Raw genomic sequence first — 18,473 nt, 5'->3', positions numbered from 1 at the left:
CTTTCAGATGCTCAGGCGGCGACCACGACGTGCTGACGCTGCGGCTCGCTGCGGTACCGGCTCGGCGGGCCGTCGATCTTGCAGATCTTCCACATGAGCTTGGCCAGCGGGTTCATCAGACCGGTGTCGTACGCCAGCATGCGGACGTCGGAGAACATGTTGCGCAGGAACATGCGCGACTCGGGAGCGTCGAAGAACAGTTCGTCGCGCACCGAGCGCGGGATGTCGAAGGTCTTCCAGAAGACCCGCGGCGGCACGATGATCGCCGAGCACAGGATGCGCATGGTCAGCGGCACGAACAGCGACAGCCAGAACTTCTTCCAGCGGCTCAGCCCCGGAACGCGCTTGTGCAGGTACTCGTGGGCGAACGAGATGTGCCGGGCTTCCTCGGCCACGTGGATGGCCATGACCCGCTCCATGATCGGGTGCAGTTCCGAGCCCTCACGCAGGATGTTCTTCTGGGTGTGGTCGATGGGCTCCTCGCCGGCGAGCACGCCGAAGAAGAACGGGATGGGCGCCGGGCCGGCGGCCAGCGGGATCAGCGGCTGAATCCACTTGAGCAGCTTGGGCATGCCCGGGACGTCAACCCCCATGTGGTTGACCATCTCCTGGAACATCAGGGTGTGGTTGCCCTCTTCGATGGCCTCGTGGGTGCAGTAGCGGAACTCGGGCGAACCGTTCGGAACCCAGAACGCGTACTCCATCAGGCCGCGGATCAGGATGTTCTCGAAGTGCAGGCCGACCTTGGCGACGTTGGCCTGGCGCCACATGCCGATCTCGATCTTGCGTTCCTGCGACTGCGCCTGGTACCACGGGTGGCCACCGAGCGGATCGGTGTCGGGGAGGATCCAGCGCTCGTCATTGGGCACGACCGCGAACTCGGGAGAGTCCCAGGCGATGTCCTGATACGGGTTGAAGTTGCGCCGCACCGACCCCTCGGACAGCGTGGCAAGCTTCTCCACGTAGACAGCGTCATCCAGCACGTCCATGTTCCGGCGCCAACGACGGATCATCCGGGTACGAGCCATTTTCGAGCCTCCCAAGGCTTTTCTGTCAGCTTTACATTCGGCTGTCTTGTGTCGAACGGTACCGGAGGTACCACCTAAAAACTAGTGGCCGCCGTCACACATCTGCACACCTATTGTGACCGTGATCACACCTACGTGCAGAACCGTCGGGCGAGCAGCCGGATCCCCACGACACCGGCCGTCGACCTGCAACTACGCTGACACCCATGGCTGAGCTCACCATCCCCGCCGACATCAAGCCCGCCGACGGACGCTTCGGCTGCGGCCCGTCCAAGGTTCGCCCCGAGCAGCTGACCGCGCTGGCCGCCGCCGGCGACCTGTTCGGCACCTCGCACCGCCAGGCCCCGGTCAAGAATCTGGTCGGCCGCGTGCGCGACGGCGTCAAGCAACTGTTCTCCACTCCGGACGGCTACGAGGTCATCCTCGGCAACGGCGGCTCGACCGCTTTCTGGGACGCCGCCGCGTTCGGCCTCATCGACAAGCGCTCACTGCACCTCACCTACGGCGAGTTCAGCAGCAAGTTCGCGTCGTGCGTCGCCAAGAACCCGTTCGTCGGCGACCCCATCATCATCAAGGCCGACGCCGGCAGCGCCCCCGCCGTGCAGTCGGACCCCGACGTCGACGTCGTGGCCTGGGCCCACAACGAGACTTCGACGGGTGTCGCGGTGCCGATCCAGCGTCCCGCCGGTGACGCGCTCGTCGCGATCGACGCCACCTCGGCCGCCGGCGGTCTGCCCGTCAACATCGCCGACACCGACGCCTACTACTTCGCGCCGCAGAAGAACTTCGCCTCCGACGGCGGCCTCTGGCTCGCCGTGATGAGCCCCGCCGCACTGGCCCGCGTCGAGCAGATCGCCGCCACCGACCGCTGGGTGCCCGACTTCCTGTCGCTGCCCATCGCGGTCGAGAACAGCCTCAAGAACCAGACCTACAACACCCCGGCGATCGCGACCCTGATCCTGCTCGCCGAGCAGCTGGACTGGCTCAACGGCAACGGCGGCCTGGACTGGGCCGTCAAGCGCACCGCCGACTCGTCGCAGCGGCTGTACTCGTGGGCCGAGTCGCGTCCGTTCACCACGCCGTTCGTCGCCGATCCGGCGCTGCGGTCCCAGGTGGTCGGCACCATCGACTTCAACGACGACGTGGACGCCGCGGCCGTCGCAAAGGTGTTGCGCACCAACGGCATCGTCGACACCGAGCCGTACCGCAAGCTGGGCCGCAACCAGCTGCGCGTGGCCATGTTCCCGGCCGTCGACCCCGACGACATCAGCGCGCTGACGGCCTGTGTCGATTGGGTCGTGGAAAAGCTGTAGCACGCCTCTCCGCACAATCAAGAACACGATCCGAGGCGTGCAGCTCACAACGAGCTGCGCGCCTCGGTGTGTCAGAAGGGTTACGAGTCGATAACGCGCTAGGGTGAGCCGTTAAGCCGCGTCCTAGGAGGTCACCAATGAGGGAACTCAAGGTCGTCGGACTCGACGCCGACGGCAAGCGCATCATCTGCGAAACCGCCGACACCGCCGAGAAATTCGCGGTGCGCGTCGACAATCGACTGAAGGCCGCCGTCCGCGGGGATCGGGCCGCCAGCAACCAGACCCAGATCGAAGTCGAGGTCGAGGTGCCCAACTCTTTGCGCCCCCGTGACATCCAGTCCCGCATCCGGGCCGGCGCCTCCGTCGAGCAGCTCGCCGCAGCGTCGGGCGTGAGCCCGGAGCGCATCATGCGCTTCGCCCACCCGGTGCTGCTGGAGCGGTCCCGCGCCGCCGAGCTCGCCAGCGCGTCGCACCCGATCCTGCCCGACGGCCCGTCGGTGCTGACCCTGCTCGAGACGGTGACCGGCGCCTTGATCTCCCGTGGCCTCGACCCCGAGGCCACCAAGTGGGACGCCTGGCGCAACGAGGACAGCCGGTGGACCGTGCAGTTCGGCTGGAAGGCCGGACGTTCGGACAACGTCGCGCACTTCCGGTTCAGCCCCGGCGCCCATGGCGGCACCACCACGGCCTTTGACGACGCCGCGACCGAACTGATCGACCCGAACTACACCCGTCCGGCGCTGCGGTCGGTCGCGCCGCTCGCGCAGCTGCACTTCGAGGAATCGGTCGCCGAGATCCCGATGCCCGCTTACCAGCCGGAGCCCGAGCCCGCCCCGGAGCCCACGCCGGCCCCGGTCGTCGTCATGCCGCCGGCGCCTGTCGCTCCCCCGGTGCCGGCGGCACCGGTTGCCCCGCCGGCACCCGAGCCCATCCCTGCGCCGGAGCCGGCCGCCGTCGTCGAGACCCCCGAGCCGGCTGCGCCCGCGGCAAAGCCGCGCAAGAAGAAGCCCGAGATTCCGGCGTGGGAAGACGTCCTGCTGGGTGTGCGGGCCAACGGCCAGCGCTGACCCCATTTACGTTGACCCTGTACTGAGGGCCTCGGCTACTCGCACTTTCGCGCCACAGTTACAGGATCAACGCCAGCCTCACGTTGGCTCTGCGCCTACGGCCTGCCTCACTCGCACTTTTGCGCCGTAGCCGCAGTGTCAACGGCCGGCGAAGCTAGCGGCCCAACGCGATCGCGAGCGTCGCGATCCAGCCGAGCGCCACGCCGGCACCGGCGCCCCAGACGAACCAGCGCCACACCGGGCGCACCCGCCAGGCCCACACCGTCGGGGCCAGGCCACCGACTGCGACGGCATTCAACCCGACCGCCAGCAGCGGATGCACCCGCAGCAGCCCGAGGGACAGGACGATGATGGCGGCGGCCGTCACGGCGGCGACGAACCCCGACACCGTCAGTCCGGTGCCCCAGGGCGTCTGCGCCGGTGTCGTCATCTGAGCCAATCTAGCCCGCCGATCGGGCGCGTTCGTAGAACGCCAGCGCGGCGGCGGTGGCGACGTTCAGCGAGTCGGTGCCTCGGGACATCGGGATGCGCGCCCGCACCTCGCAGGCCCGCATGGTGTGTTCGGTGAGCCCCGGGCCTTCCGCGCCGACGAGCACGCCGACCTTCTGGCCCGCCAGGGGCGCAAGCGCGTCGGCCAACGGCACGGAGCCCTCCCCCGGCGTCATGGCGATCAAGTGAAAGCCGTTGTCCTGCATCAACTTCAGATCGCCGGGCCAGGACTCGGCGCGAGCATAGGGCACCAGCAGTGCGTGTCCCATCGACACCCGGACCGCGCGCCGGTACAACGGGTCGGCGCACCCGGCGCCGAACACCACCGCGTCGACGTCGAGGCCCGCGGCGTTGCGGAAGATCGAGCCGAGGTTCTCGTGGTCGTTGACGCCCTCGAGCACCACGACGGTCCGCGCACCCTGCAGCACCTCGGGCAGCGACAGTTCGACAGGCCGGGGTGCCGCGGCCAGCACGCCGCGGTTGAGATGGAAGCCGACGACCTCGGCCATCACCTCGGCACTGGCGCGGTAGTACGGCACGCCGCAGCCGGCCAGGTCGTCGGACAACTCACGGAGCCGGCGATCGGTGCCGAGGAACGCTCGCGGACTGAACCGCGAGGCCAGCATGCGCTGCGCCACCAATACGCCTTCGGCGATCACCAGTCCCTTGCCCGACGGCAGGTCGGGCCGGCGGTCCACGCTGTTGAGATCGCGAAAATCGTCGAGCCGCGGGTCGGCGGGGTCGGTGACGTCGACAACGATGACGTCGTCCATCGCGTCGAGGTCCGTCGCGGCACTCACTGGGCTTCGTCGATGATCGCGAACATCAGGTCCGCCGCGGCCAGCAAGGTCGCGCGGTCCTCCTGCTTGAGCTTCTCGAGCCGGCCCTGCAGCCACTCCATGCCGGCCCGGCGCTCGGCCTCGAACAGCTCCTCGCCGGCCTTGGACACCACCACCAGCACCTGGCGCCGGTCATCCGGATGCGAACTGCGCTCCACCAGCCCCAGCTCGACCAGCGACGCGATGACGCGCGTCATCGACGGCGGCCGTACCCGCTCCCGGGTGGCCAGCGTGCCCGGCGTCATCGGGCCGTCCTTCGCGAGCGTGGCGAGGGCCGACAACTGCGTCAGGGACACCGGGGAATCGGGACGACGGAATCGCAACTGCCGTGCCAGCCGCACAACGGCCAGCGACAGGTCATTGGCCAAGCGGTCATCGGCGTCCGTCACGAGCAGATAGCGTACCGATCGATCGACTAGCGTTAGAGGAGATGGCCACGCCCGCGCACGAACATCCGGCGGAACCCGTTCCGCCGGCTCTCCCCGACCGCCTCCTCGACCCGGTTCCGGTGATCGTGGTGATCGCCGTCGGCTGGCTGGTGGCGGTGGTGCTGGCCTTCACCGTCGCGGCGCTGCACGACTGGCGGCCGGTGTCCGTCGCGGGCCTCGGTGTCGGCGTACTGGGCACATCTATATTTCTGTGGCAACGCAGCGCGGCCCGTCGCGGCGCACGAGGTGCCCAACGCGGCCTGCGCTGACCATTCACGTCTCGACAAGGGAGAAGTCCGATGGCTGGCGAAACACCTCTGCTGCAGGCAGACATCACCATCAACGCGCCGGTGGCCAAGGTCTGGGCCTTGATCTCCGACCTCGACAACATGCCCAAGTGGAGCCCGCAGTGTCGGGTGATGAAGGCGGTCGGCGCCGTCAAGGTCGGCACCAAGACCGTGAACGTCAACCGCCGTGGCGCGATGTTCTGGCCGACGACCTCGACCATCACCGCGCTCGACGCGCAGAGGAAGCTGTCGTTCCGGGTCAACACCAACAACACCGAGTGGACCTATGACCTCGAGCCTGCGGGCACCGGCACCAAGGTGACCGTGAGCCGGCGTGCGGAAGCCGTCAAGCCGATCTCGAGCACGCTGATCAACCGCTTCATGGGCGGCGTGCCCAACTTCGAGGTGGAACTGGTCGAGGGCATGAAGACCTCGCTCGGCCGGATCAAGGCCGCGGCCGAAGGCGCTTAGCCGAGGTCGAGCACGCCGTCGTCGAAGGGCTCGAAGGCCGGTGAGCCGATGGGCTCCGGCGGCGGCGTGTCCGAGTGGGCGCCACAGCCGTACTCCGCCGACACCACACGGCCGTCGGCGGACAACTCGTTGGCGCAGACGCCGAACACCAGACCGAGCGACCCCGACAGCGGCACGTAGAAACCGCAGCCACGGCACGTCCGGCGCGTGGCCCGGGCCATGGCGGCGTTCGGACCGTAGTCGCCGTCCTGCCAGCGCTGTGCGGCATCTGTCCGGCCCCAGTCGCTGAGTACCTGCTTGCGGCCGAACCCGACCTCGGCAGCCACCTCGTCCCACTCGGGGTCGCCGGAGGCCAGATAGCCCGGCACCAGCCGGGGATCGTTGGGCGGCGGCGCCAGCAGATCGCCCGGGCTCAGATCGCCCGGCTGCACGCGCTCGTTCCACGGCACCCACTGCGGGGCCAGCAGCGCATCAGGTCCCGGCACCAGGACCACTTCGCTGACGGTGGTGTGGTCGGCGCCCGGGTAGGTCGCCAGCACCACTGCCCACTGCCAGCCGTGGTAGCCGGACATCGACGCGAGGAATCGATGGGTCACCGACGCCGGGTCGTCGAAGCTGGCGCCCAGGTAGTCACCGACGACGCCCTCGCCACTGAACTCGATGATCGCGGCGCGGGCCTGGTCGACCGCGCCCATCAGGATCGGGGTCAGGTCGGGCAGCTCGGCCTCTTCTTCGACAGCCGCCGCGGCCTCGGGGGCCGCTTCGGTCGCGGGCGCGTCAGCGGTCTCCGCAGCCGGGGCCTCGTCGACAGCAGCGTCGGCGGCCGGGGACTCGTCGGCGGCCTGCGGCTCATCGACGGTCTCGGGCACTTCGGCCGATTCCGGTGCCGCGGCGGGAGCTTCGACGGCGTCGACGGATTCCACGGCGGCTTCAGAGGTCGGCACCTCGACCGGCGCCTCGGTCGGCGTCGACTCGTCCGGCGTCACGGCTGCCGATTCGGTGTCATTGGGCATGTCCATCGTGATCAATACTGCCTGACCACCCAGGACAAGGCCACACCGCCTGCCTGCGCGCCGCCGTCGGCAGCATGGGGAACAATCGTGCTCATGAGTGGACCGCGGGATGCCGGGAGGTCGGGGGATCCCCGTTACTACCCGCCGCGCCCACCGCGCCGCGATGACGAAGAGCATCCAGGCATGGCCAATTACCCGAGCGATCCTGGTCAGGCCCGCCGCCGGCCGCCGCCGCGGGGGTCGTCGTCGCACAGCGACAACCGCTGGCTGCCGCCGCTCGACGACGATCACCACGACGGCCATGGCTACGACCGTGGATACGACGACGGCTACGACGACCGGCGCCGCGATGACGACGACCGGCGCCGCGGCCCCGCGGGCGGCGAGAAGATCACCGTCACCCGGGCCGCCGCGCAGCGCAGCCGTGAGATGGGCACCAAGGTGTATGGCCTGGTGCACCGGGCCGCGACGGCCGACGGCGCCGACAAATCCGGTCTGACGGCGCTGACGTGGCCCGTCGTCGCGAACAACGCGCTCGACGCGGCGATGGGCATCGCGCTCGCCAACACGCTGTTCTTCGCGGCGGCCTCAGGTGAGTCCAAGAGCAAGGTGGCCCTGTACCTGCTCATCACCATCGCGCCGTTCGCGGTGATCGCCCCGCTCATCGGGCCGGCGCTGGACCGCGTGCAGCACGGCCGGCGCGTCGCCCTTGCGGTGTCGTTCGCGCTGCGCGTGGTGCTGGCGCTGGTGCTGATCGGCAACTACGACGGCGCCACGGGCAGCTATCCCCCGTGGGTGCTCTACCCGTGCGCGCTGGGGATGATGGTGCTGTCCAAGTCGTTCAGCGTGCTGCGCAGCGCCGTGACGCCACGTGTGCTGCCACCGACGATCGACTTGGTCCGGGTCAATTCCCGGCTCACCATGTTCGGGCTGCTCGGTGGCACCGGTCTGGGCGGTGGCGTCGCAGCCGCGTTCGAGTACACCTTCGGCCTGATGCATCTGCCGGGCGCGCTCTACGTCGTCGCCGTCGTGGCGGTCGCGGGCGCCGTCCTGACGATGCGCATCCCCAAGTGGGTCGAGGTCACCGAGGGTGAGGTGCCGGCGACGCTGTCGTATCACGCGCCGACCGAGCAGCTGCGACATCCGCATCACGACAAGTCCCCGCGACAGCCGTTGGGCCGCAACATCATCACGTCACTGTGGGGCAACTGCACCATCAAGGTGCTCGTCGGCTTTCTGTTCCTCTACCCCGCGTTCGTCGCCAAGTCGCACGACGCGGGTGCGTGGGAACAGCTGAAGATCCTCGGCCTCATCGGCGCCGCCGCCGGCATCGGGAACTTCGCCGGCAACATCGCCAGTGCTCGCCTCAAATTGGGGCATCCCGCGCAGGTGGTCGTGCGCGCAACTGTCATCGTCACTGCTGCGGCAATCGCCGCCGCGGTGGCCGGCAACCTGATGGTGGCCGCGGCCGCCGCGCTGATCACCTCGGCCGCCACGGCGATCTCCAAGGCGTCGCTGGACGCCTCGCTGCAGCACGACCTGCCCGAGGCGTCCCGGGCGTCGGCCTTCGGCCGGTCCGAGTCGGTGCTGCAGTTGGCCTGGGTGGTCGGCGGCGCCGTCGGTGTGCTGATCTATACCGACCTCTGGGTCGGGTTCACCGCGGTCAGCGCCCTGCTGATCCCCGGGCTCGCCCAGACCCTCGTGAGCTACAACGGTGGCTCACTGATCCCGGGCTTCGGCGGCAACCGGCCCGTACTCGCCGAGCAGGAAGGACCACGGCCCGATCCCGCGGCAATGCCCGGGGCGCGTCAAGGATGGATATGAAACGAGTTCTCGCGCTGTTGGCAGTGGTCGCGGTGCTGTCGGCGACGGCTACAGGTGTCCTGGTCTGGCGGCTGACGCGGCACCAGGGTCCCGACTTCCCCGAGATCAGCGCCTTCACCGACGGCCAGCTGACCCGCATCGGGCCGTACCGCTACTGCGACGTCCACCTGAAGGCGTGCGACGTCCCCGCGACGACGGGCGAACTGCGCGTCACGGCGCGGCACCCCATTCAGCTGTCCGTGCCGCAGCCCGTGGCGCGGGCGCCGTGGGTGCTGCTGCTCGCCTACGAGGACGGCGGTTCCACCGTCAGCGAGTTCCGGCCGAACCAGCGGCTGGCCGTGACCATCCCGACCGTCGACCCGCATCACGGCAAGCTGCTCGGGCTCGCCGTCCAACTGCCCACTCTGGCAAGGGATTCCGACGGCAACGAGTTCCCCCTGCCGCACGCCGAATGGTCCGTGCGGACCGTCTGGCCCTGACCTACCCAGCGCCGTGGCCGGCCGGCACCTGTTCACCGTCGCGAACCGGCCCGGGCGGCGTGCCGTCACCGAAAGGCCTGCCGCCCAACGCTTCCCGGCCGTGCGGCGTCAGCCAATTTGCCAGATCGGGACCTTTCGGCACGATCTGCGTCGGATTGATGTCGGCGTGCACGATGTAGTAGTGCTGCTTGATCTGCACGAAGTCGACGGTGTCGCCGAAGCCGGGGGTCTGGAACAGGTCCCGGGCGTACGCCCACAGCACCGGCATCTCGGCGAGCTTGGACCGATTGCACTTGAAGTGCCCGTGATAGACCGGGTCGAACCGGGCCAGCGTGGTGAACAGCCGCACGTCGGCCTCGGTGATGGTGTCCCCCACGAGATACCTTTGGCCGCTGAGCCTTTCGCTCAGCCAGTCCAGCGCGGTGAACAGCCGGTCGTAGGCGGCGTCGTACGCCTCCTGTGATCCCGCGAACCCGCAGCGGTAGACGCCGTTGTTGACCTCGGTGTAGACGCGCTTGGCGACGCTGTCGATCTCGTCGCGCAGATGCTCGGGGTACAGCTGCGGCGCACCGTCGCGGTGGTACGCCGTCCATTCGGTGGACAGGTCCAGCGTCATTTGCGCGAAGTCGTTGGTCACGACGGCACCGGTGGGCACGTCGACGATCGCGGGCACCGTGATGCCCTTGGGGTAGTCCGGGTCGCGCTTGAAGTAGGCGTCCTGCAGCCGCGGGATTTTCAGCACCGGGTCGACGCCGCCGGGATCCAGGTCGAATGTCCAGCTACGCTGATCGTGCGTCGGACCGCAAAAGCCAATGGAGAGAACATCTTCCAGGCCCAGCAGCCGACGGACGATGATGGCGCGGTTGGCCCAGGGACAGGCCCTGGCGACGATCAGCCGATACCGCCCGGGTTCGACGGGGTACCCGTCACGACCGTCGGCCGTGATCCGGGTGCTGATGTAGTTGGTGTCGCGGGTGAACTCAGAACCGGGGTTGACGTAGGTCACATCCCCAGTCTGCCCGCCCAAAGTTGGCTTGTGTGCGAGAAATCAGCCGACTCTCGAACACAAGCCAACCTTCGGCGTGTGAATCAGGCGTCGAGCTCGCGGGCGACGGCCTTGACCACCTCGGACACCTTGCGGGCCGTCTTGCGGTCGGGGTAACGCCCCCGGCGCAGCTCGGACTGAACGACGTCCTCGAGGAGGGTGATCATGTCCGACACCATGCCGTGCAGCTCGTCGGGCGTGTGCTTGTGCTCGGGGGCCGCGGCCTCGCGACGGGTGCGCGACAGGCTCGGCGGCGGGTCGATCAGCTTGAGGCTCAGCGCCTGCGGACCGCGACGCCCGGCCGCGACACCGAACTCGACGCGCTGACCGGCCTTGAGACCTTCAACCCCGGCGGGCAGCGCCGAAGACCGGACGTAGACGTCCTCGCCCTCTTCCTGGGAGAGGAAGCCGAAGCCCTTCTCCGTGTCGTACCACTTAACCCGGCCGCTTGGCACTGGTCTCACCTGCTCGTTCTCAACATACGGTTACATAACGAAAGCGCCCCACCTCCGCAGGACGCGTTGCCGTTGATCCTACTCGGCCACCTCAGATCGCAGCATCCCCATTACTCGGTAGGCTGAAGGTTCTATGTAGAGGAGGTGACATGCGCCTGATCCTGAACATCATCTGGCTGGTTTTCGGCGGCTTCTGGCTGGCGCTCGGCTACTTCCTCGCAGCCCTGATCTGCTTCGTCCTCATCGTCACCATCCCGTTCGGCGTCGCGGCGGCCCGCATCGGCGTCTACGCCCTGTGGCCGTTCGGCCAGACGGTCGTCGACAAGCCCGGACCGCGCCCGGGGGCGCTGGTCGGCAACGTGATCTGGCTGGTGCTGTGCGGCTGGTGGCTGGTGCTCGGCCATATCGCCACCGCCATCGCGCAGGCCATCACCATCGTCGGTATCCCGCTGGCGCTGGCCAACCTCAAGCTGATCCCGGTGTCGCTGCTGCCGCTGGGCAAGCAGATCGTCCCGGTCGACCAGATTCATGCCGAACCCACCTGGCCCACATCATCCCGTCGCTTCGCTCGCCCCGAACGATGACACTCACACCCCTCGGCCTCCCCACCGTCGCGCGGCCTGTCGGTCCGGCCCCGGCATCCGGGCCGCTGATCGACACGTACGGCCGTGTCGCCGCCGATCTGCGGGTGTCGCTCACCGACCGCTGCAATCTGCGTTGTACCTATTGCATGCCGGCCGAGGGCCTGGACTGGCTGCCCGGCGCCGACCTGCTCACTCCCGAAGAGCTCACCCGGCTGATCCGGGTGGCCGTGACGCGGTTGGGCATCACGGGTGTGCGGTTCACCGGCGGTGAGCCGCTGCTGGTTCCACATCTGGAGGAAGTGGTCGCGGCGACCGCCGCGTTGCAGCCGCGGCCGGCCATGGCCGTGACGACCAACGGCATCGGACTCGCCAAGCGCGCGGCAGCGCTCAAGAAGGCCGGCCTGAATCGCGTCAACGTCTCGCTCGACACCCTGGACCCGGACCGCTTCGCGGCCATCACGCGGCGTCGGCGACTGCCCGAGGTGCTCGACGGCCTGGCCGCCGCAAAGGCGGCGGGGCTGAGTCCGGTCAAGGTCAACGCTGTGCTCGACCCGGAAACCGGCTTGGACGACGCCCCGGCGCTGTTGCGCTTCTGCCTCGAGCACGGGTACCAGCTGCGCATCATCGAGCAGATGCCACTCGACGCCGGGCATCACTGGCAGCGGGGTTCGGTCCTGCAGGCCGACCAGATTCTGGCGGCGCTGCGCCGCGAATTCAGCCTGCGCCCGGACCCGGCGCCGCGGGGTTCCGCCCCGGCCGAGCTGTGGCAGGTGCACGACGACGGCGCGGTGCTCGGCACCGTCGGCGTCATCGCGTCCGTCTCGGCCGCGTTCTGCGGCACGTGCGACCGCACCCGGCTCACGGCCGACGGTCAGGTGCGCAGCTGTCTGTTCTCACAGCAGGAGACGGATCTGCGGGCGTTGCTGCGCGGCGGCGCGGACGACGATGCGGTGGAGGCCGCCTGGCGGGCCGCGATGTGGGCCAAGCCGGCGGGCCATGGAATAAACGATCCGGGTTTCGTCCAGCCGGACCGCCCGATGAGCGCGATCGGCGGCTGACGGTGGCGGATTTGGTGGTGACGGTGCGCTATTTCGCCGCCGCGAAGGCCGCAACCGGAATCGAGACCGAAACGTTGCAGCTCAATGAGGGTGTAACCGTCCGCGATCTGGTGAACTCCATTGGTACACGTGGGGCAGATGTGGCAAAAGTGCTCTCACGCTGCTCATTTCTGCGCGACGGCGTCGCCGTGCGCGATCTGGACACCGCGCTCGCCACGGGCGGGACGCTCGATGTCCTACCCCCCTTCGCCGGCGGCTAATTGTGAAATGCCTCACATAACGAAACGGTAACGACCTGGCTGCGGCGCCCCTGACCGGCATCGATACCTGCGAAAACGCCGAATCAGCCAGCGGCTTTAAAGTCCTCTCATGATTTGCTCGGGCCCGAAACGCCCGAAATCGGTCGAGGTGACGGAACCCACCTGACCCGATACCGTCGTCTCTCAAGCCAGAGCGACCCTTTGGCACCCGCACTTGAAACGCCTAGCTCCATCCATCAGGTGCGGCCGACGACAACCCGTGGATGGAGGCGGGGGACCCAACCGGTCCACCGAGAAATCAGGACCAGGAGCCTCGGCTCCTTGGGGTGAAGCCTGCTCTGCAGGCCGGGCAACCTCTCCAGCCCGAACCCGACAGCTGACCTCGCAGGCGTTGACGAGAGGACTGCTTTTTTCATGAGTGGACGCCACCGCAAACCGACCACGTCCAGCGTCTCTGTCGCCAAGATCGCCTTCACCGGCGCGGTTCTTGGTGGCGGCAGCATCGCCCTCGCCGCCCAGGCCACCGCCGCGACCGACGGCGAATGGGACAAGGTAGCCCGCTGCGAGTCCGGCGGTAACTGGGCCATCAACACCGGCAACGGCTACCAGGGCGGGCTGCAGTTCTCGCCCAGCACCTGGAGTGCCCACGGCGGTGGCGAGTACGCGCCCGCCGCCAACTTGGCCAGCAAGGACCAGCAGATCGCCGTCGCCGAGCGCGTTCTGGCCAGCCAGGGCCGCGGCGCCTGGCCGGTCTGCGGCACCGGCCTGTCCGGTTCCACCCCGCGCAACGCCGTGAAGAACAACCCGGCGCCGGCCCCGGCCGCCACGCTGGACAACCCCGAACTCAACGCCCCGGCCGATCCGGCTCCGGTGCAAGAGGCCGCCGCTCCGCTCGACGCGCCGCTGCCGGAGGCCCCCGAGGGCCCCGCGATCGTCAACGTCTCCAACGAGATCCCCGCCCCCGAGGCCCCCGTCCTGGACGCGCCCGAGGCTCCCGCGCCCGCCCCCGAGGCCCCCGCCCCGGCCCCTGAGGCTCCTGCCCCGGCTCCCGAGGCACCCGTCGTCGAAGCGCCCGCCCCGGAAGCTCCGGTCGAGGCCCCGGCGCCCGTGATCCAGGCCGCCAACTGGGACACCAGCGAGGCCCCCGCCGAGAACGGCGCGTGGGCCCTGCACGCGAAGCAGGACCTGCCGGCCGACCCGGCCCCCGTCGTCGACGCCCCGGCGCCGGCCCCCGCTCCGGTTGCCGATGCCGCGGCTCCCGCCCCGGTCGCGCTGCAGACCCCGCCGGACGGCACGCCGCACCTCGCCAGCCCGACCAACCTGCCCCCGGGTTCGACCATGGATGCGCCCGAGACGGGTGACAGCGCCAACATGAGCTACCTGAAGCAGCTGTGGCACGCGGTCCAGAACAACGACATCTCCGGTCGTGACGCCCTGCTCGCCGTCGCCTCGACGCGGACCGGCGCACCGGGCGGCAGCATCTCGGCCCCGCCGAACGCTCCGGCGCCCGGCCCGGCCCCGATCGTCGACGCCCCTCCGGCTCCGTAATACGTACATAGAGAAATCGCCCCGGTCATTCGACCGGGGCGATTTTTTTCGTGGCCAGTCAGTGCAGGGCGCCGGCGAAAGTACGTGAGTGCAATCGGTGAGCGACCAGCGGGCGGTTATTGCACTCAGGGACTGCCGACGCCCGAAATACGTACCTGGCCTCAATCACGGCGGCTGCGCGCGGCGGTGATTGACGCTATGTACTTCTGTGCCCGTCTTCGGGCGAGCCGAGCGGGAACACGATCTCAGGCCGAGCCGACCCATTCGTCGGTGCCATCGGTGAAGAACTGGTGCTTCCAGACCGGCAGCCGCTCCTTGACGGTGTCGACCAGCAGCGCGCAGGTGCGGAACGCCGCGGCGCGGTGGTCGGCCGATACCGCAGCCACCAACGCCGCGTCGCCGATCTGCAGCACCCCGATCCGGTGGCTGACCGCGATGGCCCGCACACCTTCGGAGGCGGCGGCGACGTCGGCGGCGACCTCGGCCAGGACCTCCGCGGCCGACGGGTGCGCCGAGTACTCCAGCCGTGTCACCCCGCGGCCGCCGTCGTGGTTGCGTACGACACCGGCGAAGCTCACGACGGCTCCGGCGGAGCTGTGGTCGACCAGCGCCTCGTGGGACGCGACATCGATCGGCGATTCACTGAGGTCGGCGCGGCGCACGATCACCCGGCATGGTCCTTTCCGCTGAGCTGGTCGAGCGCGTGGTCGAGCACCCCGGCCAGCACGCCCAGCCCGTCCTTCACTCCCCCGGACGAGCCCGGCAGATTCACGATCAGCGTCCGGCCGGCGACGCCGCACACACCACGCGACAGCACCGAGGTCGGGACGTGCGGCAGCCCCGACTGCCGGATCGCGTCGGCCAGCCCGGGAATCTGGTAGTCGAGGACCTCGAGCGTGGCCTGCGGGGTGGCGTCGGTCGGCGAGATTCCCGTGCCGCCGGAGGTGAGGACGACGTCCACGTCGTCGGCGACCGCGCGGCGCAGTTCGGCGCCCACCGGGGCGCCGTCGGTGACGACGACGGGTGCGGGCACGTCGAACCCGCGCTCAGTGAGCCAGGCGACGATGAGCGGGCCGGTGCGGTCCGCGTAGACCCCGGCGGCGGCGCGGGTGGAGGCGATGACGACGCGGGCGGTGCGGGTCATGCCCGTTCCCAGAGACCGGTCTTGCCGCCCTCCTTGCGCAGCACCCGAATGTCGTCGATGCGCGCGGCCGGGTCGACGGCCTTGATCATGTCGTACAGCGTCAGCGCCGCGACGCTGACGGCGGTGAGGGCTTCCATCTCGACGCCGGTGCGGTCGGTGGTGCGCACGGTGGCGGTGATGCCGATGGCGTCACCGCTCGCACTGGTCTCGAACGCCACCTCGACCTTGGTGAGCGCCAGCTGGTGGCACAGCGGGATCAGATCGCTGGTGCGCTTGGCGGCCATGATGCCGGCGACGCGGGCGGTCGCGAGCGCGTCACCTTTGGGCAGTCCACCGCTGGTGATGAGGTCGACGACGTCGGTGCGGGTGTGCAGGACGCCCGCCGCGACCGCAGTACGCCGGGTGGCGTCCTTGGCGGACACGTCGACCATGTGGGCCGCACCCGTTTCGTCCAGGTGCGAGAGCTCCACGGCTACTTGTTGACGACGGTGACCGGGTGCATGTACGGCAGCTTCTCGGCCGGCAGCGGGAACTCCAGGTCGCCGAACGGCGAGAGCGCGCCGGTACGGTCGGTTGCCAGCTCGCTCACGGCGTGGTCGTCGCCGGACACCTCGGGCCAGCCATTGTCGACGTACTGGTTCTTCTTCTTGTCAGCCACGGAGACATTGTGGCAGGCGCTGCGCCCGCTGGCGAGGCCGGGCGCCGGAGGACGCGCGGAGGACAAAGTCACCTGCTTTACGCTGGTCAGCAATGATCGACGAAACCCCGGGTGTGCCGCTCGGCTCCTGGCTGGCCGACATGTCGGACGCGCAGCTGGTGCAGCTGCTCAGCGTCCGGCCCGACCTCACCCAACCGCCGCCGGCAACCCTGTCCGCGCTGGCGGCCCGCGCCCAGTCCCGGCAATCGGTCAAGGCCGCGACCGACGATCTCGATTTTCTGCAGCTCGCCGTGCTGGACGCGCTGCTGACGCTGCAGGCCACCACCATCGCCGTGCCGACCGGCGCGCTGTTCAAGTTGCTGGCTGGGCGCGCCAACAAGAAGGTCGTCACCTCGGCGCTCGACGAGCTGCGCACCCGCGGGCTGGTGTGGGGCGCCGACACGGTGCGGGTGGTCTCGGAGGCGGCGTCGGTGCTGCCCTGGTATCCGGGGCAGGTCACCGTCGAGGACCCAGACGCCGACGGCATCGCCGCGAAGCTGGCCGCCATCGATACGCCGCAGCGGGACCTGCTCGAGCGGCTGGCCGACGGGTCGCCGATCGGCCGGACCAAGGATGCGGCGCCGGGGACCGCACCCGACCGTCCGGTGCCGCAGCTGATCGCGGCCGGACTGCTGCGCCCGATCGACGACGAGACGGTGATCCTGCCACGGCTCGTCGGCCAGGTCCTGCGGGGACAGACGCCGGGGCCGACGACGCTGACGCCGCCGACACCCTCGACTCCGGTCTTGGCCGAGAAGGATGTCGACGCGGCCGCGGCCGGCTCGGCCATCGACCTGCTGCGTGAAGTCGAACTGGTTCTCGAAACCCTCTCGGCGACACCGGTTCCCGAGCTGCGCAGCGGCGGCCTCGGCGTGCGCGACGCCAAGCGGCTGACCAAGGTCACCGGGATCGACGAGAGTCGGCTGTCGCTGATCCTGGAACTGTGCGCGTCGGCGACGCTGATCGCGTCGGGCATCCCCGACTCGGACGACTACGACGACGGCCCGTACTGGGCACCGACCGTGGCCGCGGACCGATTCATCGAGTCGAGCGCCGCGACGCGCTGGCACCTGCTGGCCACCACCTGGCTGGACCTGCCGTGCCGCCCCGGCCTGGTGGGTAAGCGCGGGCCCGACGGCAAGCCGTATGCCGCCCTGACCAATGCGCTGTATTCGTCGGCCGCCCCGCTGGACCGCCGGCTGCTGCTGACGGTGCTCGCCGAACTGCCGCCGGGCGGCACCATGGACACCGCCACCGCCTCGGCGGCGATGCTGTGGCGCCGGCCGCGCTGGACCGCCCGCCTGCAGCCCGAGCCCACCGACGAATTGCTCACCGAGGCACACGCTTTGGGCATGGTCGGCCGCGGCGCGCTCGCCGGGCCGATCCGGATGTTGTTGGCCGGCGCACCCGAAGAAGACGTCGTCGCCGCGATGGCGGCGGCACTGCCCGATCCGATCGACCATTTCCTGCTGCAGGCCGATCTGACGGTCGTCGTCCCCGGGCCGCTGGAACGCGACCTCGCCGACCAGCTGGCGACCGTCGCCGACATCGAATCCGCCGGGGCCGCAACGGTTTACCGCATCAGCGAGCAGTCCATCCGGCGTGCCCTCGATACCGGCAGGACCGCCAGCGAGATCCACACCCTGTTCGCCCGGCACTCCAAGACGCCGGTGCCGCAGGGCCTCACCTATCTGATCGACGACGTCGCCCGCCGGCACGGACAGCTGCGGGTCGGCATGGCGTCGTCGTTCATCCGGTGCGAGGACCCGGCGCTGCTGGCACAGGCGCTGGCCTCCCCCACGCTCGAGCAGTTGAGCCTGCGGGCCCTGGCCCCCACCGTCGCGGTGTCACCAGCGCCGATCGCCGACGTGCTGGCCGGCCTGCGCACCGCGGGCTTCGCCCCGGCCGCCGAGGACTGGTCGGGCACCATCGTCGACCTGCGCCCGCTCGGCGCGCGGGTGTCCACGCCGATCCACCGGCGCACCTTCCGGCACCCGCAGGCACCGAACGAGAAGACTCTCGGCGCCATCGTCGCCGTCCTGCGCCAGACCGGCCGCGGCGGCAACGGGGAGCGACTGGACCCGGCGGCCGCGATCTCGCTGCTGACCGACGCCGCGGTGACCCAGTCGTCGGTGGTGATCGGGTACGTCGACGCCGCCGGGGTTGCCACGCAGCGCGTGGTGGCGCCGGTGAACGTGCGTGGCGGCCAGCTGACCGCCTACGACCCGGCCGCCGGCCGGGTCCGCGAATTCGCGATCCACCGGGTGACCTCGGTCGTCGCGCCGGAATAGGACGCTGCGAGGTCACGTTCTCCTCGCGAGCAGACGTAAAACTGTCATTTTCGAGCCAAAACTGACAGTTTTACGTCTGCTCGCGCGGAAAAACGGACCACTCGCGCGCGTCTGGATAATGGATCGGATGGCTTGCGAGCAAGTAATGGAGTG

The 18,473-nt window shown here is 69.5% G+C and carries 22 protein-coding genes and 1 riboswitch; of the genes, 11 read left to right on the top strand and 11 right to left on the bottom strand.

Translation table 11 applies throughout. From position 1 onward, the window contains the following. Window positions 1-11 precede the first annotated feature (11 nt). Window positions 12-1,028: an AurF N-oxygenase family protein gene (locus ACZ5IQ_RS03395; RefSeq protein ID WP_464480802.1), complete on the bottom strand. Its 1,017-nt coding sequence runs from the start codon at window positions 1,026-1,028 to the stop codon at window positions 12-14. Between the two features lie 206 nt (window positions 1,029-1,234). Between ACZ5IQ_RS03395 and serC the strand changes: the two genes are divergently transcribed. Continuing rightward, window positions 1,235-2,341 carry a phosphoserine transaminase gene (serC, locus tag ACZ5IQ_RS03390; RefSeq protein ID WP_060998956.1) on the top strand — a complete coding sequence of 369 codons (1,107 nt, stop codon included), beginning with the start codon at window positions 1,235-1,237 and terminating at the stop codon, window positions 2,339-2,341. A gap of 137 nt (window positions 2,342-2,478) precedes the next feature. Beyond that, on the top strand, window positions 2,479-3,408 hold the full coding sequence (gene sepH / locus ACZ5IQ_RS03385; RefSeq protein WP_464480801.1) for a septation protein SepH: 930 nt from the start codon (window positions 2,479-2,481) through the stop codon (window positions 3,406-3,408). Window positions 3,409-3,562: 154 nt separating this feature from the next. On the opposite strand, the gene ACZ5IQ_RS03380 is transcribed toward sepH, so the two are convergent. The 3 genes from ACZ5IQ_RS03380 to ACZ5IQ_RS03370 are packed head-to-tail and all read right to left on the bottom strand — an operon-like array spanning window position 3,563 to window position 5,125. Further along, on the bottom strand, window positions 3,563-3,838 hold the full coding sequence (locus tag ACZ5IQ_RS03380; RefSeq protein WP_060998952.1) for a DUF2537 domain-containing protein: 276 nt from the start codon (window positions 3,836-3,838) through the stop codon (window positions 3,563-3,565). A gap of 10 nt (window positions 3,839-3,848) precedes the next feature. Next, window positions 3,849-4,670: a TrmH family RNA methyltransferase gene (locus ACZ5IQ_RS03375; RefSeq protein WP_464481411.1), complete on the bottom strand. Its 822-nt coding sequence runs from the start codon at window positions 4,668-4,670 to the stop codon at window positions 3,849-3,851. Between the two features lie 23 nt (window positions 4,671-4,693). Beyond that, window positions 4,694-5,125, bottom strand: coding sequence for an Rv0880 family HTH-type transcriptional regulator (locus tag ACZ5IQ_RS03370; RefSeq protein WP_133426540.1), 432 nt, complete (start codon window positions 5,123-5,125; stop codon window positions 4,694-4,696). Window positions 5,126-5,166: 41 nt separating this feature from the next. Here ACZ5IQ_RS03370 and ACZ5IQ_RS03365 point away from each other — a divergent pair, with 41 nt between their 5' ends. Together ACZ5IQ_RS03365 and ACZ5IQ_RS03360 are read left to right on the top strand one after the other, a co-directional pair. Next, window positions 5,167-5,433: a DUF2530 domain-containing protein gene (locus tag ACZ5IQ_RS03365; protein ID WP_464480800.1), complete on the top strand. Its 267-nt coding sequence runs from the start codon at window positions 5,167-5,169 to the stop codon at window positions 5,431-5,433. A 30-nt stretch (window positions 5,434-5,463) separates the two neighbouring features. Then, window positions 5,464-5,922, top strand: coding sequence for an SRPBCC family protein (locus ACZ5IQ_RS03360; RefSeq protein ID WP_464480799.1), 459 nt, complete (start codon window positions 5,464-5,466; stop codon window positions 5,920-5,922). Here ACZ5IQ_RS03360 and ACZ5IQ_RS03355 read toward each other — a convergent pair. After that, window positions 5,919-6,617: a DUF3027 domain-containing protein gene (locus ACZ5IQ_RS03355; RefSeq protein ID WP_234789681.1), complete on the bottom strand. Its 699-nt coding sequence runs from the start codon at window positions 6,615-6,617 to the stop codon at window positions 5,919-5,921. The genes ACZ5IQ_RS03360 and ACZ5IQ_RS03355 overlap by 4 nt on opposite strands. Window positions 6,618-7,118: 501 nt before the next feature. On the opposite strand from ACZ5IQ_RS03355, the gene ACZ5IQ_RS03350 reads away from it, so the two are divergent. Together ACZ5IQ_RS03350 and ACZ5IQ_RS03345 are read left to right on the top strand one after the other, a co-directional pair. Beyond that, window positions 7,119-8,759, top strand: a complete 1,641-nt coding sequence (locus tag ACZ5IQ_RS03350) for an MFS transporter (RefSeq protein WP_064859310.1) — start codon at window positions 7,119-7,121, stop codon at window positions 8,757-8,759. Further along, window positions 8,756-9,238, top strand: coding sequence for a DUF2771 domain-containing protein (locus ACZ5IQ_RS03345; RefSeq protein ID WP_464480798.1), 483 nt, complete (start codon window positions 8,756-8,758; stop codon window positions 9,236-9,238). Before ACZ5IQ_RS03350 ends, ACZ5IQ_RS03345 begins: the two co-directional genes overlap by 4 nt. A 1-nt stretch (window position 9,239) precedes the next feature. On the opposite strand, the gene ACZ5IQ_RS03340 is transcribed toward ACZ5IQ_RS03345, so the two are convergent. Together ACZ5IQ_RS03340 and ACZ5IQ_RS03335 are read right to left on the bottom strand one after the other, a co-directional pair. Further along, entirely contained in the window at window positions 9,240-10,244 is a 1,005-nt protein-coding gene (locus tag ACZ5IQ_RS03340) for a glutathione S-transferase family protein (protein ID WP_318986770.1), read from the bottom strand. Window positions 10,245-10,327: 83 nt separating this feature from the next. Continuing rightward, on the bottom strand, window positions 10,328-10,738 hold the full coding sequence (locus ACZ5IQ_RS03335) for a cold-shock protein (protein WP_053854517.1): 411 nt from the start codon (window positions 10,736-10,738) through the stop codon (window positions 10,328-10,330). Window positions 10,739-10,887: 149 nt separating this feature from the next. Here ACZ5IQ_RS03335 and ACZ5IQ_RS03330 point away from each other — a divergent pair, with 149 nt between their 5' ends. The 4 genes from ACZ5IQ_RS03330 to ACZ5IQ_RS03315 all read left to right on the top strand — a co-directional run bounded on the left by ACZ5IQ_RS03330 (window position 10,888) and on the right by ACZ5IQ_RS03315 (window position 14,188). Beyond that, on the top strand, window positions 10,888-11,322 hold the full coding sequence (locus ACZ5IQ_RS03330; protein WP_464480797.1) for a YccF domain-containing protein: 435 nt from the start codon (window positions 10,888-10,890) through the stop codon (window positions 11,320-11,322). Beyond that, a complete protein-coding gene (gene moaA, locus ACZ5IQ_RS03325) occupies window positions 11,319-12,380 on the top strand; it encodes a GTP 3',8-cyclase MoaA (RefSeq protein ID WP_464480796.1) in 1,062 nt (353 codons plus the stop codon). Before ACZ5IQ_RS03330 ends, moaA begins: the two co-directional genes overlap by 4 nt. 2 nt (window positions 12,381-12,382) lie before the next feature. Then, complete coding sequence (locus ACZ5IQ_RS03320) at window positions 12,383-12,640, top strand: MoaD/ThiS family protein (RefSeq protein WP_082934726.1); 258 nt, start codon at window positions 12,383-12,385, stop codon at window positions 12,638-12,640. A 234-nt stretch (window positions 12,641-12,874) separates the two neighbouring features. After that, a riboswitch (cyclic di-AMP (ydaO/yuaA leader) is annotated at window positions 12,875-13,046 on the top strand. Window positions 13,047-13,054: 8 nt separating this feature from the next. Next, the gene (locus ACZ5IQ_RS03315) at window positions 13,055-14,188 is read left to right on the top strand and encodes a transglycosylase family protein (RefSeq protein ID WP_464480795.1); all 1,134 of its coding nucleotides are present in this window, start codon (window positions 13,055-13,057) and stop codon (window positions 14,186-14,188) included. 245 nt (window positions 14,189-14,433) lie between these two features. Here the strand turns inward: ACZ5IQ_RS03315 and ACZ5IQ_RS03310 are convergent, their stop codons facing one another. From ACZ5IQ_RS03310 to ACZ5IQ_RS03295, 4 genes are read right to left on the bottom strand one after another with little or no spacing between them, the layout of a single operon-like run. Next, complete coding sequence (locus ACZ5IQ_RS03310) at window positions 14,434-14,856, bottom strand: molybdenum cofactor biosynthesis protein MoaE (protein WP_212813216.1); 423 nt, start codon at window positions 14,854-14,856, stop codon at window positions 14,434-14,436. Next, on the bottom strand, window positions 14,853-15,332 hold the full coding sequence (locus tag ACZ5IQ_RS03305) for a MogA/MoaB family molybdenum cofactor biosynthesis protein (RefSeq protein ID WP_212813225.1): 480 nt from the start codon (window positions 15,330-15,332) through the stop codon (window positions 14,853-14,855). Before ACZ5IQ_RS03305 ends, ACZ5IQ_RS03310 begins: the two co-directional genes overlap by 4 nt. Beyond that, window positions 15,329-15,763 (bottom strand): cyclic pyranopterin monophosphate synthase MoaC, encoded by a 435-nt coding sequence (gene moaC / locus ACZ5IQ_RS03300; protein WP_244872989.1) that lies wholly within the window; start codon window positions 15,761-15,763, stop codon window positions 15,329-15,331. The genes ACZ5IQ_RS03305 and moaC overlap by 4 nt, the downstream gene beginning before the upstream one ends. Before the next feature lie 41 nt (window positions 15,764-15,804). Further along, window positions 15,805-15,990, bottom strand: a complete 186-nt coding sequence (locus ACZ5IQ_RS03295) for a hypothetical protein (RefSeq protein ID WP_110811866.1) — start codon at window positions 15,988-15,990, stop codon at window positions 15,805-15,807. Between the two features lie 92 nt (window positions 15,991-16,082). On the opposite strand from ACZ5IQ_RS03295, the gene ACZ5IQ_RS03290 reads away from it, so the two are divergent. Next, on the top strand, window positions 16,083-18,320 hold the full coding sequence (locus tag ACZ5IQ_RS03290) for a helicase-associated domain-containing protein (protein WP_212813229.1): 2,238 nt from the start codon (window positions 16,083-16,085) through the stop codon (window positions 18,318-18,320). Window positions 18,321-18,473 lie beyond the last annotated feature (153 nt).

This window comes from Mycobacterium toneyamaense, assembly GCF_055384815.1.
This window is presented reverse-complemented; position numbering and strand designations above follow the sequence as displayed.